14 protein-coding genes are annotated in these 15719 nt (G+C 60.1%); 7 read left to right on the forward strand and 7 right to left on the reverse strand.

Going from position 1 to position 15719, the window contains the following annotated elements; translation table 11 throughout:
* The first annotated feature begins 157 nt into the window (after positions 1-157).
* From RCH09_RS00240 to hslU, 7 genes are all read left to right on the forward strand, one after another.
* Positions 158-826: a DUF484 family protein gene (locus RCH09_RS00240; RefSeq protein WP_326938998.1), complete on the forward strand. Its 669-nt coding sequence runs from the start codon at positions 158-160 to the stop codon at positions 824-826.
* A 15-nt stretch (positions 827-841) separates the two neighbouring features.
* Positions 842-1792, forward strand: a complete 951-nt coding sequence (locus RCH09_RS00245; RefSeq protein WP_326938999.1) for a tyrosine recombinase XerC — start codon at positions 842-844, stop codon at positions 1790-1792.
* Between the two features lie 97 nt (positions 1793-1889).
* Positions 1890-2918 (forward strand): CobW family GTP-binding protein, encoded by a 1029-nt coding sequence (locus tag RCH09_RS00250; protein ID WP_326939000.1) that lies wholly within the window; start codon positions 1890-1892, stop codon positions 2916-2918.
* A gap of 554 nt (positions 2919-3472) precedes the next feature.
* A complete protein-coding gene (gene dksA / locus RCH09_RS00255; protein ID WP_326939293.1) occupies positions 3473-3877 on the forward strand; it encodes an RNA polymerase-binding protein DksA in 405 nt (134 codons plus the stop codon).
* A 413-nt stretch (positions 3878-4290) separates the two neighbouring features.
* On the forward strand, positions 4291-5496 hold the full coding sequence (locus tag RCH09_RS00260; protein ID WP_326939001.1) for an STAS domain-containing protein: 1206 nt from the start codon (positions 4291-4293) through the stop codon (positions 5494-5496).
* Positions 5497-5613: 117 nt separating this feature from the next.
* Positions 5614-6150 (forward strand): ATP-dependent protease subunit HslV, encoded by a 537-nt coding sequence (hslV, locus tag RCH09_RS00265; RefSeq protein ID WP_326939294.1) that lies wholly within the window; start codon positions 5614-5616, stop codon positions 6148-6150.
* A gap of 30 nt (positions 6151-6180) precedes the next feature.
* Entirely contained in the window at positions 6181-7530 is a 1350-nt protein-coding gene (gene hslU, locus RCH09_RS00270) for an ATP-dependent protease ATPase subunit HslU (RefSeq protein ID WP_326939002.1), read from the forward strand.
* Here the strand turns inward: hslU and RCH09_RS00275 are convergent.
* From RCH09_RS00275 to gspL, 7 genes are read right to left on the reverse strand one after another with little or no spacing between them, the layout of a single operon-like run.
* Positions 7527-8255 (reverse strand): type II secretion system protein N, encoded by a 729-nt coding sequence (locus RCH09_RS00275; RefSeq protein WP_326939003.1) that lies wholly within the window; start codon positions 8253-8255, stop codon positions 7527-7529. The two genes, hslU and RCH09_RS00275, sit on opposite strands and share 4 nt — an antisense overlap.
* Before the next feature lie 31 nt (positions 8256-8286).
* Entirely contained in the window at positions 8287-9507 is a 1221-nt protein-coding gene (gspF, locus tag RCH09_RS00280; RefSeq protein ID WP_326939004.1) for a type II secretion system inner membrane protein GspF, read from the reverse strand.
* Positions 9508-9510: 3 nt separating this feature from the next.
* A complete protein-coding gene (gene gspE, locus RCH09_RS00285) occupies positions 9511-10935 on the reverse strand; it encodes a type II secretion system ATPase GspE (RefSeq protein WP_326939005.1) in 1425 nt (474 codons plus the stop codon).
* Positions 10936-10956: 21 nt separating this feature from the next.
* Positions 10957-13131 carry a type II secretion system secretin GspD gene (gene gspD / locus RCH09_RS00290; RefSeq protein ID WP_442784982.1) on the reverse strand — a complete coding sequence of 725 codons (2175 nt, stop codon included), beginning with the start codon at positions 13129-13131 and terminating at the stop codon, positions 10957-10959.
* Positions 13131-13937, reverse strand: coding sequence for a type II secretion system protein N (locus RCH09_RS00295; RefSeq protein WP_326939008.1), 807 nt, complete (start codon positions 13935-13937; stop codon positions 13131-13133). Before RCH09_RS00295 ends, gspD begins: the two co-directional genes overlap by 1 nt.
* Positions 13930-14454, reverse strand: a complete 525-nt coding sequence (gene gspM / locus RCH09_RS00300; protein WP_326939009.1) for a type II secretion system protein GspM — start codon at positions 14452-14454, stop codon at positions 13930-13932. The genes RCH09_RS00295 and gspM overlap by 8 nt, the downstream gene beginning before the upstream one ends.
* Positions 14451-15704, reverse strand: a complete 1254-nt coding sequence (gene gspL, locus RCH09_RS00305; protein ID WP_326939010.1) for a type II secretion system protein GspL — start codon at positions 15702-15704, stop codon at positions 14451-14453. Before gspL ends, gspM begins: the two co-directional genes overlap by 4 nt.
* Positions 15705-15719: the final 15 nt, after the last annotated feature.

Raw genomic sequence — 15719 nt, forward strand, 5'->3', positions numbered from 1 at the left:
ACGAACACTGCGGAGAAAATTGCCGCCGCAGTGTCTTTAATCCAAAGAATGACCGCCTTTGTCGGGTAATATTCATCTCCACGCAATGGACGCCGGCTTCACACAAAGCCGGAAACATTTGCAATCCTGTGATTTATCAATGAACGCGACCTTACCCATGACACGCACACTCGATTCCAGCGCGATCGCGCAATACCTTGCAGACACGCCAAAGTTTTTTGAAGAGCATGCTGAACTGCTTGGCAAGATCAAACTAAGCAGCGCATTGGGCGGGCGCACATTGTCGTTGCAGGAACGCCAAATGGAAGTCCTGCGACACAAGGTCAATGCGCTGGAAATGCGACTTGCAGACTTGATGCGACTGGCCCAGGAAAACCATTCCATTGCGGATAAGTTTCAGGAATGGACGCGGTCCTTGCTGTTGGGCAGGAACGACGTCGACTTGCCGCACGTGCTGGTCGACGGAATGAAGAAATTCTTCGCCGTGCCCAACGCGACGTTACGGATGTGGAACGTCGCACCCGATTTTTCTCATACATGGTTTGCCGCACCGGTATCCGACGATGCACGCCTGTTTGCTTGCGGCCTCGATGCGCCATTTTGCGGCAGAAATGACGACTTTGAAGCCGCATCCTGGCTCGACGATCCAACGCATGTGCAGTCGATTGCAATGCTATCGCTACGGGTGCCTGGCGCCACCGGGGTGTTCGGCATGCTGGTGCTTGGCTCACCCGACCCCGAGCGTTTTCGGCCCGACATGGCAACGGATTTTCTGGCCAATATTGGACAGACCTCCAGCGCAGCGCTGACTTGTCTGCTAGCATAATCCGGGATTACTTCCGTGACGCCGAATGAGCAGGACTGCCATATTGACGCGTATCTTGCCCAGTTAGGCAATCTGCGACACCTCTCGACAGCGACTATTGGCAGTTACCGTCGCGACCTGCAGGACCTCGCAAAATTTGCTGCAGCACTCGACCCGACGCCCCGGCTCGCCGAATTGACACACCTTCAGCTGCGGCGTTTCGCGTCACAAATGCATTCCCGCGACCTCAATCCCCGGTCAATTGCGCGCAAGTTATCTGCATGGCGCGGCTTTTTTGGCTGGCTCGGCGAGCACGCAGTCATTACCAGCAATCCCGTCGCCGGCATCAAGGCCCCAAAGCAAGGCAAGCCATTGCCGAAAGCTTTATCGACAGACGATGCGGTGCGTCTGGTTACCCAAACCACGAGCGACACCCTCGACGACTCGCCGCGACTCGCTTGCGATCGCGCCATGTTTGAGCTGCTGTACTCAAGTGGACTGCGCGTTTCCGAGATGACCAGCCTCGACGTGCGCTACGCGAAGACCGCAAGTCATGTCTCGACAGGATGGGTTGACCTCGATGCGGGCGAGGTCACGGTTACCGGCAAGGGAAACAAGATGCGCACCGTACCGGTGGGGCAAGCTGCAGTTGCAGCATTACGGGACTGGATCGCGGTGCGCCTGTCGCTGCAGCCCGCGGACCCGCACGCCTTGTTCCTGAGCGCACGCGGTACCAGGATCTCGGTGCGGCTGGTCCAGCTGCGCCTGAAAGCCCGCGCGCTGCTGATCGGCATCCCCTCAAACGTTCATCCTCATGTGCTGCGTCATTCATTCGCATCGCATGTCCTGCAATCATCCGGCGATTTGCGCGCGGTGCAGGAAATGCTTGGCCATGCATCGATCACCTCTACCCAAATCTACACCTCGCTCGATTTTCAACGCCTGGCGCAGGTGTATGACGCGGCCCATCCCCGCGCAAAAAAATAGCCGCCGCGTCCAGCCATTGAAGAAAGACGAATCACCTCAACCTACAGCGCTACTTCACTGGGCAACTTCACTTCACAATGTCACCACACGATCCAACATGGCACGCATTCCAACCACTATCCTGACTGGCTTCCTTGGAGCTGGAAAAACCACTCTGCTCAACAGAATTCTTCAAGAGCCCCATGGTTTTCGCATCGCCGTCATTGAAAATGAATTCGGCCCGGAAAATATCGATAACGAAATTCTGGTGCAGGACAGTACCGAACAAATCATTGAAATGAACAACGGCTGCATTTGTTGCAGCGTCCGTGGCGATCTGATCGTTGGCCTGACCGAGCTTGCCCGCCGTCGCGATGCCGGAGAGATCGTGTTCGACCATCTGGTCATTGAGACCACTGGCCTGGCGAACCCTGGCCCGGTGGCACAAACTTTCTTTGTCGACGATGCAGTTGCCAGCCACTACGTTTTGGATGCGGTCATTACCGTGGTCGACGCCAAGCACGCCATGCAGCAGCTCGATGCCCATGAGGTGGCACAACGTCAGGTTGGATTTGCCGATCGCATACTGATCTCGAAGATCGACCTGATTTCCGAGCTGGAGCGGCTCGCTCTGACGTCCCGAATCAAACGCATCAACCCGCGCGCCGCCATTGGCGACGTGGCATTCGGCAAGGCGCCAATTGCTGAAATCCTCGATATTCGCGGATTTCACCTCAACGACAAACTCGACATTGACCCCGCCTTTCTGCAGGCAGACGAGGCGGAACCGCACGGCCATGAATGTCCGCCAGGCCATGCCAGCCATGATCATCACCATTCGCACCACGATGACGACATCAAGGCATTTGTATTCAGGAGCGGGCGCAGTTTTGACACCGCCCGTCTCGATGACTTCCTCGGCGGGATCGTCCAGGTGTATGGACCACGCATGTTGCGGTACAAGGGCGTCATCGCAATGGACGGCGCCGAGCGCAAGGTGGTCTTCCAGGGTGTTCACCAAATGATGGGCAGCGACATTGGTGCAAGGTGGGGCGCCGACGAAAAGCGCGAAAGCAAATTGGTATTTATTGGCTCGAATTTACCCGAGGACATTTTTATTCGCGGCCTCGAACAATGTTTGGTATAAACTACGTGTGGAAAATTTAGGCCAAAGCTAGCATATTTGCCATCATTAGCCGGGCAGTGGCGCTGTAAAAGCCGTTTGAAGCAATGCGTCGGCATTCTTTCAGGACAAGGGCCATGAACGCAACCGTTACGAAATCCGCGAAAAAGGCTAAAGCTGAAACTCCGGCTGTAAAATCAGGCTCCAAGACATCGCATGCCGCGCCGGTCGCGGCAGGGTCTGAGAATGCATCGGGCGAATGTGTCGCCAGGCTGGAGAAACAAGCAGTTGGCAGGAACCAAAAAAGTCTGGGGGACGTGTACAGCACCGCGCCGGATTCCAGACCAAGCAGCGCCAGCGGTACGAAGACTGGCGGAAAACCCGGCACCGGCGCGAAATGCGCAAGCACGCCACCGTCCGCCGCCAGTCCCAAAGCACCACGAACCCGCACATCACTGAGCAGCAACAACGCCAGTGGCGGATTTGAGGATAAAATTCATCGCACTGCAGTCTCGAAAGTAATCGAAGTGGCAACTAAAACACCGAAAACCAACACATCTGTGCCTGCTGACGGAGCAATCTTGACCGAAGCCCAGCTTCTCAAGATGTCCGAGAAGGACTACATGAACGAGGCGCAACTGGCTTTTTTCAAAGCCCGTTTGCAGCAACTTGAAAAAGATCTGCTGAAAAATGCTGGCGAAACCACTGAGCATTTGCGTGAAACAGTACTGGTCCCGGATCCCGCCGATCGCGCAACCATCGAAGAAGAACATGCGCTTGAACTGCGTACCCGCGACCGTGAACGCAAGTTGCTCAAGAAAGTACAACAGTCGATTGCGAGCATCGATGGCGGTGAGTATGGCTGGTGCGAAGAAACCGGTGAACCGATCGGCATTCCCCGTTTGTTGGCACGACCAACTGCAACGCTGTCGCTGGAAGCCCAGCAACGACGCGAATTGAAACAAAAGTTGTACGGCGACTGAACCGGCTTACGGTAGGGCATGTCATAGCGCTGGACTGACAAGCGCCATTTGAACCAGGCGCCACGCCATGCCGATGCGAAGTTTGGGCGACACGCAGGGGCGATAAAATAAATGCCTGCGTGCAATGTGATATCGTGGCCGAGACAGGCTGCTGGATATGTGTTCAGCATTCGCTGATCACAGCCTGGCATTCAACTTTCAGGAAAACCGTGGGGATTTTTTCGTTTCTTGGCAAGAAAGATCGACGAGAGGACGCGCCTCTGTCGGAAATTGATGCGCCCCGTCGGCGCCCTGAAGATCGCCCCGCCCGCAGTAACACTGCGGCCAATGCGGAGCGCACAGCAAGTTCCCAGATCGTCCAACGCGATGCCGCACGCGAAACTGCCCTGAAGATCGACAAGATCGAATCGGAAATGTCATCCGAATTGTCCCGGCCACAGTCGATAGCCGGATCGCCGTCGGTGCCAGGCCGCGGCGCTACACCCCAGCCTTCCAAGGCTGCAAAATCCACCACGACAACCGAACCCGGCGATGCCTTTCTGGCGACATTGCCTGCGATGGGCATGTCGACCGATTTCATGCTTGGCGGCGATTACAACCCCAAGGATGCAGCCATTCCGGCGACCGAAACCGCGCCTGTCATCGATGAAGCGGCGATCCTGTTCGCCAACGATCAAAATGAAATGGTCGAGGCGATGCTGCTGGGCGCCATCGACGATGGCGACCTCGGCGAATCCACCGTCACCGCCTGGTGGATGCTGTTCGATCTGTACCAGATCACCGACAAACAGCTCTCTTTCGAGAATCTCGCCTTACGGTACGCCGCAAAGTTCGAAACCTCGCCGCCGACCTGGGTAACGCCAACGCAGGACGGCGCCAACGACCCCCGGGGCAACACCGCTGGCGCAGGCACGACTGTCGCTTTCTCTGGCAAGCTTGACGAATCGATTCAAAAACAGCTCGACCGCGCGCAAAAGCTCGGTGAAACGAATCCGCTCCTGCGACTCGAATTTTCACGCATCGGCGAGGTGACGCCCGAAGGCTGCGCCTTGATGTTGACGGCCCTGAAAAAGCTGCAACGATCCGGTTGCGACTTGATGCTCATCAGTGCAAGCGAATTTGCCACGAAGGTCCGTGCGACCCTCGAAGTCGGTCGCCGTGATGAAACGGAAGCGCCCTGGTTGCTGTTGCTCGAAATTCTGCAACTCCTGAATCGCCAGCAGGATTTCGAAGAGGCCAGCATCGACTATTGCGTCACGTTCGAAGTCTCCCCTCCCGCGTTCATCATGCCGAAGTCAACCGTGACGAGTGTCATCGACACGGACTTCGATCAAGCGCCACCGCCCAACGTGTTTTCGATGCCATCCGTGGTCGATGGAAAAACCGGTCTGATTGACGAAATTACGCGCTTCGCGAAGCAACATAATCCGGCGATCATTGACTGCTCACGTCTGACCCGGGTTGATTTCAGTGCGGCCGGTCAATTGCTCAGCGGCCTGGCCCCGCTAATCGGTGACGATCGCGTTATCGAGTTGCACAACGTCAATCAGCTTGTCACTGCCTTGTTCAATGTCATGGGACTGCGCGAGATCGCCCGCATTCTTCCTCGCAAGCAATAAGCACATCTCCCGGCGCCCTGCTTGCATTCGCGGCGGCCAACCCCATTTCAGTTATTCGTAGTGCGACGCAGGCAAATCGTTGCCAGCGTCGCCACCATCGAATTGGGAGACGCATCCATGGAGCAATTTCACGGCACGACCATACTTTCGGTACGGCGCGGCAATCTGGTCGCGCTCGGTGGCGACGGACAGGTCACACTCGGCAATATTGTGATGAAGGGCACCGCCCGCAAAGTCCGCAAGCTCCACAATGGCAAGGTTCTGGCCGGGTTTGCCGGCGGAACAGCTGACGCGTTCACGCTCATTGAACTGTTCGAAGCAAAACTGGAAAAGCATCAGGGCAATTTGATGCGCGCCTCCATCGAACTGGCCAAGAACTGGCGTACCGACCGCATGCTGCGTCGCCTCGAAGCCATGTTGCTGGTCGCCGATCGCGACGCAACGCTGGTCATCACCGGCAATGGCGACGTGCTCGAACCGGAAGACGGCATTGGGGCGATCGGATCGGGCGGTGCTTTCGCACAATCTGCCGCCAAGGCGCTGGCCGAAAATACGCAGCTGTCGCCCTTCGACATCGTCAAAAAGTCCCTGACCATCGCCGGCGAGCTGTGCATTTACACGAATCTCTCCCACACCATCGAGACGCTTGAGTAACTCGCGCTCTTCTTCACTTCTGGACCAACCATGAACATGACTCCGCAAGAAATCGTCATTGAACTTGACAAGCATGTCGTCGGGCAGGACAAGGCCAAGCGGGCGGTGGCGATTGCCTTGCGCAATCGTTGGCGTCGTCAGCAGGTTGCCGAGCCGCTGCGCCACGAGATCACGCCCAAAAATATCCTGATGATCGGGCCCACGGGCGTCGGAAAAACCGAAATAGCGCGGCGTCTTGCCAGGCTGGCCGATGCGCCGTTCATCAAGATCGAGGCCACCAAATTCACCGAGGTCGGCTACGTCGGACGCGACGTCGACACCATCATCCGTGATCTGATCGATATCGGGATCAAACAAACGCGCGAACTGGAAATGCGCAAGGTGCGCGCCAGCGCCGAAGATGCCGCCGAAGACCGGATCATCGATATTCCGGTGCCGCCGGCGCGGGATTTCGGGTTTCATCCGAATGCCACGGCAACGCCGGACGGCGAACCGGGGGCGGGAGGCACTGCGCGGCAGACCTTCCGCAAGCGGCTGCGCGAGGGCGTGCTGGACGACCGCGAGATTGAAATCGAACTCGCCGAAGCCGGGCCCCAGATGGAAATCATGGCCCCTCCCGGCATGGAAGAAATGACCGAGCAGATCAAATCGATGTTTTCGGGCGTGAGCGGCACCCGCAAGAAACCGCGCAAGGTGAAGATCAAGGACGCCCTGAAGCTGCTGATCGAGGAAGAAGCTGGCAAGTTGCTCAACGAAGATGAGCTAAAGCAAAAAGCCATCGCCAATGTCGAACAAAACGGCATTGTATTCCTCGACGAAATCGACAAGATTGCGACCCGCTCCGACATGGGTGGGGCCGACGTATCGCGGGCCGGCGTGCAGCGCGATTTGTTGCCACTGGTCGAAGGCACGACCGTCAACACGCGCTACGGAATGATTCGCACCGATCACATCCTGTTCATTGCCTCCGGCGCCTTTCATCTGGCCAAGCCATCGGACCTGATCCCCGAGTTGCAAGGGCGATTTCCGATCCGGGTCGAGCTGGAGTCGCTGTCGATTGCCGATTTCGAACGCATCCTGACCGGCACGGATGCCTGCCTGACCAAGCAGTACCAGGCCCTGCTGGCGACCGAGAACCTGGTCATCGAGTTCGCCGACGACGGCATCCGGCGACTGGCCGAGATAGCGCATTCGGTCAATGAAAAAACAGAAAATATTGGCGCGAGGCGCCTGTACACGGTGATGGAGAAACTGCTCGAAGACATGTCATTCGATGCTGGCGACCGCGGGGGCGTCACCGTCAAGATCAACGCCGCGTATGTCGACGAACGTCTGGGTGCACTCGCGATTGACGAAGACTTGTCGCGCTACGTCCTTTAATTCTGGCGTGGCGGTGGCGCCTGTGTCGGCAGCTGCTGATTCTGGGGTTGCTGAATCGGCGGTTGTTGATTCGGGACGGGTTGATTCTGTGGCTGCTGATTTGGCGGCGGCTGGTTGGCCAGCTGCGGATTCATCAGTGGCTGGCCATTCACTTCACTCGGCGGTATCGGCGCCATCGGTGCCTGACCAGGCAAGACCATGGTGGTCGGCTGTGACGGGGCGACACGCGCCGGCAGCGGCGCCTGTGGTACGACTTCCATCCGCGCTGGCGGCTGCGACAGTTGCGGCGGTACGGCCGAGGGCTGCAACTGCATCGTTGACTTGGCGATCTCCTGCAGCTCGACACGCTTGATCATCCCGCCTTCGGACAGCAGAACGTATTGGCCGTGCACCTCTTTGACGATCACGCCGGGCATGACTTCGGCGTTGACCCGACTGGCCTGCGTGGGCTTGCCGTCGGCGCCGAGAATGGCGACGCTTTCGGCGGCATTCCCCGCAACCACCACGCCGCGCAACTGGTAGTTGCTGGCCAGCGCCACTTTGGCCATCCGTCCGCCGAACAGGCCGGCCGCGACATCGAGTGACACATCCGTCTTGATCGCTTGCGACACCGGGGCCACGGGACGCTGCGGCGGGGTCATCAATTGCAGCGTCCAATAGGTCGCCGACGCGCACAACGCAATGAACAGCAGAACACTGACAATTAACGGTAGCCGGCGCTTCATGGGGTTTTTCCTGCTCTGTTGATTGACATGGTTATCGCACTAGTTGATTGATTTCGATGATCGGCATGAGCACCGCCAGCACGATCAGTAATACCACCACCCCCATTGCCAGAATGAGCGCGGGTTCCAGCAAGCCTGCCATGGTCAGCGCACGTCGCTCCAGATCCTGTTCCTGCGCGTTGGAAGCGCGCTCCAGCATGGCCGGCAATTCGCCGGTAATCTCGCCGGCCCGGATCATGTGGATCAGCATCGGCGGAAAGTGCTTGCGGGCCGACAACGCGCGCGCCAAACCAACACCTTCGCGCACGTTGTTGGCCGCTTCCTCGACCTGCTCGCGCATGGCCACGTTGGACAGGGTATCCCGGCTGGTTTGCAAGGCACGCAGGATCGGCACACCGGAACCGGTGGTGATGGCAAGGGTGCTGGCAAAACGCGCCGTGTTCAGGCTGCGTTCAAATTTTCCGTAGAAAGGCGCGGTGAGCAGCCAGGTGTGCCAACGCCGCTTGATGTCGGGATTCTTCAGCGCACTGCGCCAGGCGAATCCCAGTGCGACGACTGCGACCGCCACCATCCAGCCAAAATTGCGTACGAAATCCGACACGGCCAGCATCAGGACGGTGAGCAACGGTAGTTTTTGTTTGGTGTTGGCGAACACCGAGACGATCTGCGGCACCACATAGGTCAGCAGAAAAATCACGATGGCAAATGCCACCACGGTGACGATGGCAGGGTAGGTAAACGCCAGTTTGACCTTCTGCACCAGTGCATTGCGCCGCTCGATGTAATCGGCCAGGCGCGACAGCACCTTCGACAGTTGACCGATCTGCTCACCGGACGCAACCAGCGCACGGTAGATATCGGCGAAGTCGCGCGGGTGGTGCGCCAGCGCATCCGACAATGCGGCGCCGCCCATGACCTCGGAACGAATCGAGGCAATCAGGTCGCGCAGATAGGTACGCTCGGCCTGCTCGAGCAAGGCCGAAAAGGCTTGCTCAAGTGGCAGGCTTGCTTCCAGCAGACTGGCCAGTTGACGCGTGAACAGCGCCAGCTCGTTGGTCGACAGCTTGTCGCCGAAGCTGCGCGCCCTGGTTTGACCGGATTCATCGACCTGCGACGTAATGACGCCAACCGAGATCGGCGTCAGGCCCTGGCTGCGCAGGTCGGCACGCGCGGCACGCGCGCTGTCGGCATTGAGCACGCCCTTTTTTGTGTGGCCGTCATCGTTGACGGCTTCATAGCGAAAGGCTGGCACGGGTTAATCCTTGGTCACGCGCAGCAGTTCGGCGCGCGTGGTGGTGCCGTTGGCCAGCCAGCGCTCGCCGTCTTCGCGCATGGTTTGCATGCCATCGTGCAGTGCCGCGTTGCGAATGTCGGCTTCGGAAGCCTGGTTGTGAATCTGCGCCCGAATCGCCTCGGTCGTGCGCAACAGTTCATAGACGCCGACGCGTCCCTGATAACCGGTGTGGCCGCACTTCTCGCATCCCACCGCCTGCCAGTTGGCGCCGTCGAAGACGCGGCAATGCGTGCACAACTTGCGTACCAGCCGCTGCGCCACCACACCGAGCAAGGACGAGGACAACAGGAACGGCTCAATGCCCATGTCGAGCAGGCGCGTGACCGCGGCCGCGGAATCGTTGGTATGCAGCGTCGCCAGCACCAGATGGCCGGTGAGCGACGCCTGCACGGCAATCTGCGCCGTTTCGAGATCGCGGATTTCGCCGATCATGATGACGTCCGGATCCTGCCGCAAGATGGCCCGCAGTGCCTTGGCAAACGTCATGTCGATACGCGCATTGACCTGGGTCTGGCCAACGCCGGCGAGTTCGTATTCGATCGGATCTTCGACCGTCAGGATATTGGTGGTCGACACGTTCAGCATCGACAGTGCCGCATACAGCGTGGTGGTCTTGCCCGACCCGGTCGGCCCGGTCACCAGCACGATCCCGTGCGGTTGACTGATCAGCTCATCGAACTGGGGCATCACCGCTTCGCTCATGCCGAGATGTTCCAGATCGAGTCGACCGGCCTCCTTGTCCAGCAAGCGCAATACCGCGCGCTCGCCGTGCCCGGTCGGCAGCGTCGAGACCCGGACATCGACCGGCTTGCCGCCCACGCGCAAGGTGATCCGGCCATCCTGGGGCAGCCGCTTTTCGGCAATGTCGAGTTGCGCCATGATCTTGATGCGCGAAATCAGCGACGCGTGAATCGCTTTCTTGGGGCGCACCACATCGCGCAAGGTGCCATCGATGCGAAACCGCACTACCGAAATCTGCTCGAACGGTTCGATGTGAATATCCGATGCGCCTTCACGCAGCGCCTGCGTCAGCAGTGCATTGATCATCCGAATCACCGGCGCATCGTCGGCCGATTCCAGCAGATCTTCCACCGCCGGCATGTCGAGCAACAGCTTGTTCAGATCGAGGTCGGACTCGTACTCGTCGATCACCTGCGCGGCATCGCCGCCGGAGCCGGCATAGGCCTTGGCGATCGCGTCTTCGAGTTCGGCATGCGCCATCGAACGCAACTTGATGCGGCCGAAACGCCGGCTGACTTCGGCCACGGCGCCGGGTTGGGTCGCGTTCGAAATCCAGACCTCGACGGCGCTCTCGGGCGTGGCGCGGTGGGCCAGCAACGCAAAGTCGCGGGCGAACGCAAAAGGCAGGAGTCGGGCGTCAATCATGGCAGCTCGTTGTCGTAAGGATCAGTTTGGAATCGGCGCCGGCTCGGGCGACACCTTGGGCGGCATCCCTTGCGCCGGGGCGATCGGCCGCAATGCTGCCCCACCCATCGGCCGCCCATTCTCCAGTGGCGGCAGGGTCGGCGCCGTCATGTTCGGCAAGACCGCCGTTTCCTTTGGCTGCGACTGTTGTTCGACCTTGCGGATGTAGTCGTAACGGTCGCCCGAGACATCGAGGCTTTGCTCATTGCTGCGAATGATGGTGGGGCGCAGGAACACCATCAGATTGGTTTTGGTGCGATTGCGTTTTTGGTATTTGAACAGGTTGCCGATCACGGGAATATCTCCCAGCCCGGTCACTTTCTCATTGCCGTCGTCGACCGTATCTTCGATCAGGCCACCCAGCACAATGACCTGGCCATCATCGACCAGCACGTTGGTATCGATCGAGCGCTTGCTGGTAATGATGCCGGCCGTATTGGTGGTGCTTTGCACTGCCGAGGTTTCCTGGTAAATCGCCATCTTGACGGTGCCGCCTTCGGAAATCTGCGGACGCACCCGCAGCGACAAACCCACATCCTTGCGTTCGACCGTCTGGAATGGATTCACGCCGGACGAGCCGCCGGATGCCTGCGTGGTGTACTGGCCGGTAATGAACGGGACGTTCTGGCCAACGATGATGCGGGCCTCTTCGTTGTCGAGCGTGATCAGGTTTGGCATCGACAGGATGTTGGTGCCGTCGTCGGATTCAAGCACCCGCGCCAGCGCGCCAAGCCCGAGCGCGCCATTGATCTGCTTGAAGATACCCAGCGTCAGCCCGGAGCCGACCGTTGGTACCGTGTTACTTTTGGCAGCGCTGGCCAGACCGATGATGTTGTCGGTGGCCGCAGTGCTGGCTGCGCCGACACGGTACTTGCTGGTCGAATCGCCGCTCAGGCCAAGCCATTGAATACCGAATTCGGCGGCTTTCTTGGCCGAGACTTCGACGATCAGCGATTCGATGTAAACCTGTGCGCGACGCACGTCGAGCTGGTCGATGACAATGCGCAGATTGCGATAGACCGCTTCGCTGGCGGTAATGATCAGGGTATTGGTGGTGGCGTCGGCCTGGATGAATCCGCCGGCGCCGCCGCTGGCGAGCGACCCCTGGGTACCTGACGTGCCGCTGGCCTGCAGCGGCTGCAAGGACTGCAGCGCGCCGCCGGCAGCGCCCTGTCCCTGCGGCTGTTGCGGTTGCTGCTGCGCGGACGACTGCGTATTGGCAGGCGCCGAGGTGTCGTTGGTCATCACGGAACGCAGCGTTTGCGCCAGCTTGGTCGCGTCGGCGTTACGCAGGTACACCACATGCACATTGCCGGGTTGAGCCGTCGGCTGGTCGAGACGGGCAATCAATGACTTGGCCAGGTTGCCGCGCGCCAGCGACGGCGCGCGAATGATCAGGGCATTGGTGCGGGCATCGGCCAGCACGCTGACCTTGCCGGAATCGGCCGCGCCGGCGGTAGTGCCGGGTTCCAGCAGACGCGACACGACCTGCGCCAGATCGGTAGCGATGGCGTAGCGGATCGGCACGATATCGACGTCGCCGCTGGCCGGCGCATCCAGCGCCGCGACGATCTTCGACAGGCGTCGCAAATTGTCAGCGTAATCGGTAATCACCAGCGTGTTGTTGCCGGGGTTCGCATTGATCGTATTGTTGGGCGAGATCAGCGGCCGCAACACCGTCACCAGATTGGCGGCGGACTCGTAATTGAGACGGAAGATCTGCGTAGCAATCTGATCGCCCCGGATTTTTGGGTCCTGCGCCGGACCGGCCTGCAATTTGGCATCCGCTTCCGGCACCACCTTGGCGAAATTCTCGCCCATCACGACGGTGTAGCCCTGCAGCCGCAAGGCCGAGCTGAGCAGATTGAAGGCCTGCGCCTTGGTCACCGGTTTTTCTGACACCAGATTGATCGTGCCCTTGACGCGGGGATCGATGATGAAGGTCATGTTGGTGTATTGGCCGACCGCCTTGATGACCGATTCGATGTCGGCGCCGACAAAATTCATCACCGCCGATCCGGCTGGCGGGTCGGCCGCCAGCAATGGCTGCGGCACGCTGGCGACGGCACATAACAGCATGACCGCTGCACTGATGCGACGCCATCTGGAGGTGGTCGGAAAAGTGGAAGGAGAATGTTGTACGTTGTGATTTTTCATTATTTGAACTCGAGTGCGATGCTGTTTTTATCGCCGTCACGACGGCGTTGCCCCAGCAAATTCAATAAATTTGCCAGCTTGTCTTCCTGCCCTGCCTCAGCCTCTGCCTTGCCGGAAAATTGCATCCGGCCGTTTGCGAATTTGCCGCTACCCGACAGCAGCATGGGTCCACGCACGGTGCTCAATTGCAATCCGGCCTGCAGACCCTGCCAATCCATCTTGACGACATAACTGCCCAACGGTCGCACCGGCGACATGCGCGAAGCGACATCATTGAGTGCCAGCGTCGTCTGGCCCACCAGCGCAACGGCAGCGCTTTCACGCGTAATCTGCAGCGGCCCCCATGACAACTGCATGGTGCCGGACGGCTGCACCGTGTTCAGTGGCGCGCCGAGCCCGGACAGACGTTCCGCCGGCAGGGTGATGGCCGAGCCACTGACATGCCATTCGCTCCAGCTGCCCTGCACTTGCACCGGCTGCGTCAGCGCCTGCGCATTTTCCAGCAGCAGATCGACCCGGCCGATCAGCACCAGTGGCGACAGCTGCCAGGCAAACCGTCCAGGCAGCAGCGGCGTGACTGGCTCATTCTTTCCGGCGGCGCCCCCGACGAAGGCGGAGCCGCGCCACAACGATCCCTGCGGGTCGCCCAGTGTCAGGCGGCCGGCGGTCTGCTTCTCCAGCAGGATGCCCATCCAGCTGGCCGGACAGCTGGCCAGCACGGTGATGGCTACCGTCAGCAAGGCGGCGGCCAACCATAGCACGGCGCGGGTCCAGCGCCCGCCGCTGTGCTGGCCGGCTTCATTCACGCGCCGACTCGCTTTTTTGCTGACGCAACGTCAAGGTTGCGCTCACGCTGTCGGAGGCCGGCAACGCCGTGATGCTGGCGTCCATCACCGACAACCGGGCCGTTTTCTGCATTTCGTCGAGCCAGTCAACCAGTGCCGCGAACGACGCCACCGGCAATTGAATCCGCACCACTTCATCGGTGACGACAACACTTTGCGACTTGAGGCCGCGCGCGGAAAGTCCGGCCTCGACGCTTTCTTTTGTCAGCACCGGCGGCGGTGGCGGGACGCTCGCCAGCATCGTCGCCACTTCACGCGTGAGCTGCTGCATGTCGGCGGCGTTTTGACGCAGCACCGGCAAATTCTTGCGCAATTGCGTCCGTCCGGACAGCGCCGGATCGATAAACAACAGGAAGGTCAGCGCCAGCGCAATGATTGTGCCGATCACCAGCAATTGCTTGCGTTCCTTGACGCTGCGGTCGTTCCAGAATGCCGCTGTAGCGTCACGCGCACGGGACAGATTCGCCGAGGCACTCATTTGGCACTCCTGATTTGCCAGACGCCGGCATTCGGTTGGGACAGCGTCAGATGGTGGCTCGCCAGTGCCGTCTTGATCTGGTCGATCGGTGCGGTCGCATCGGGCTTGAGCTTGATGACCAGTCCGCGGTCATGGTATTCGACGCCGGCAATGATCAGTGCCTGGTTGCCCTGCATCACGCTGCTCCAGGCCTCGCTGAATGCGGCCAGCATGGTGGTGAAGTCATCCGGCGCGGCCTGGCCGGAGGCCCGCTGGCTGGCGGCGATCTTCTGGCGCATCTGGAAAATCGGGTCCGGCACGATGGTCTCTTTCGGGAAGGTCGTCTTGTACGCCAACACCATGCCGTTCTGCAGCGCCGCTGCTTCGCGCCGCATGCGCAACCAGTCGATGTTCAGCGCGATGACGTTGACCAGCACCGCCAGCACGCCACAGACCAGCGCGAAGCGCCACGGCCGCCAGTTCAATCCGCCACCGCCGGCGCTGCCGAAGCCACTCATCAGATTCAGGTTGACGCTGCGCGCCCCGGCGATCCAGCGCAACCAGTTGTCGGCGAACAGCGAAACCCGTTCGTGCAGGGCAGCATGCTCGAGCACCTCGCGATACGCCGGCACGCTGGCCTGCGGCACGTACAACGCAATCGGCGCCTCCGGCACGATCGCGCACAGTGCCTCGATGGCTTCCTGCGCTGCGCTGGCGGCCTGTTCGGGCAGGATCGCAATGCCGATCCCTTCGGTGGCATTGAGCCGAATGACCAGTTCGAGGTCCGAGCTGTGCTCGGCAATCGCCGCCGATACCACGCCGTCCTGATGCGGCACGCACAACTGCGCCGGCAGCACCGCGAGCTCGCGCGCGCCCAGTCCGGTGAGCGTTCCGACCAGCTGCTCCAGCCAGGCGCGCTGCACCACCGCAATAGTGCGCAGGCCATCGACGGTGTCGCCGGCGACCATCACGCAGTCGGCCGGGTCGGTCATCAACTTTTCTTCGAGCAGGTTCGGCAACGCAGCACGCAAACGCGCCGGCGACAATGGCGGCACGCGAATCCGCAGCACCGACACATCGCTGGCCGACGGCAACAAGGTGACCCGTTGGGACTGGCCGATGATCGGCCCCAGATCCGCCAGTGCGGCCTCGCCTTCGCGCACGATGGCGCCACCGTCGGTGACCAGCGCAAACGGACAATTGAGCTGGCCGATATCGTCCAGACGCAGCGCTGAAGCATGGGATAACAGGCGGATATAGAGTGTGCTCAAGTGGGTCCGTTCGCT

Source organism: Actimicrobium sp. GrIS 1.19 (assembly GCF_035984655.1).
In the GTDB taxonomy this organism is placed as follows: Bacteria; Pseudomonadota; Gammaproteobacteria; order Burkholderiales; family Burkholderiaceae_D; genus Actimicrobium.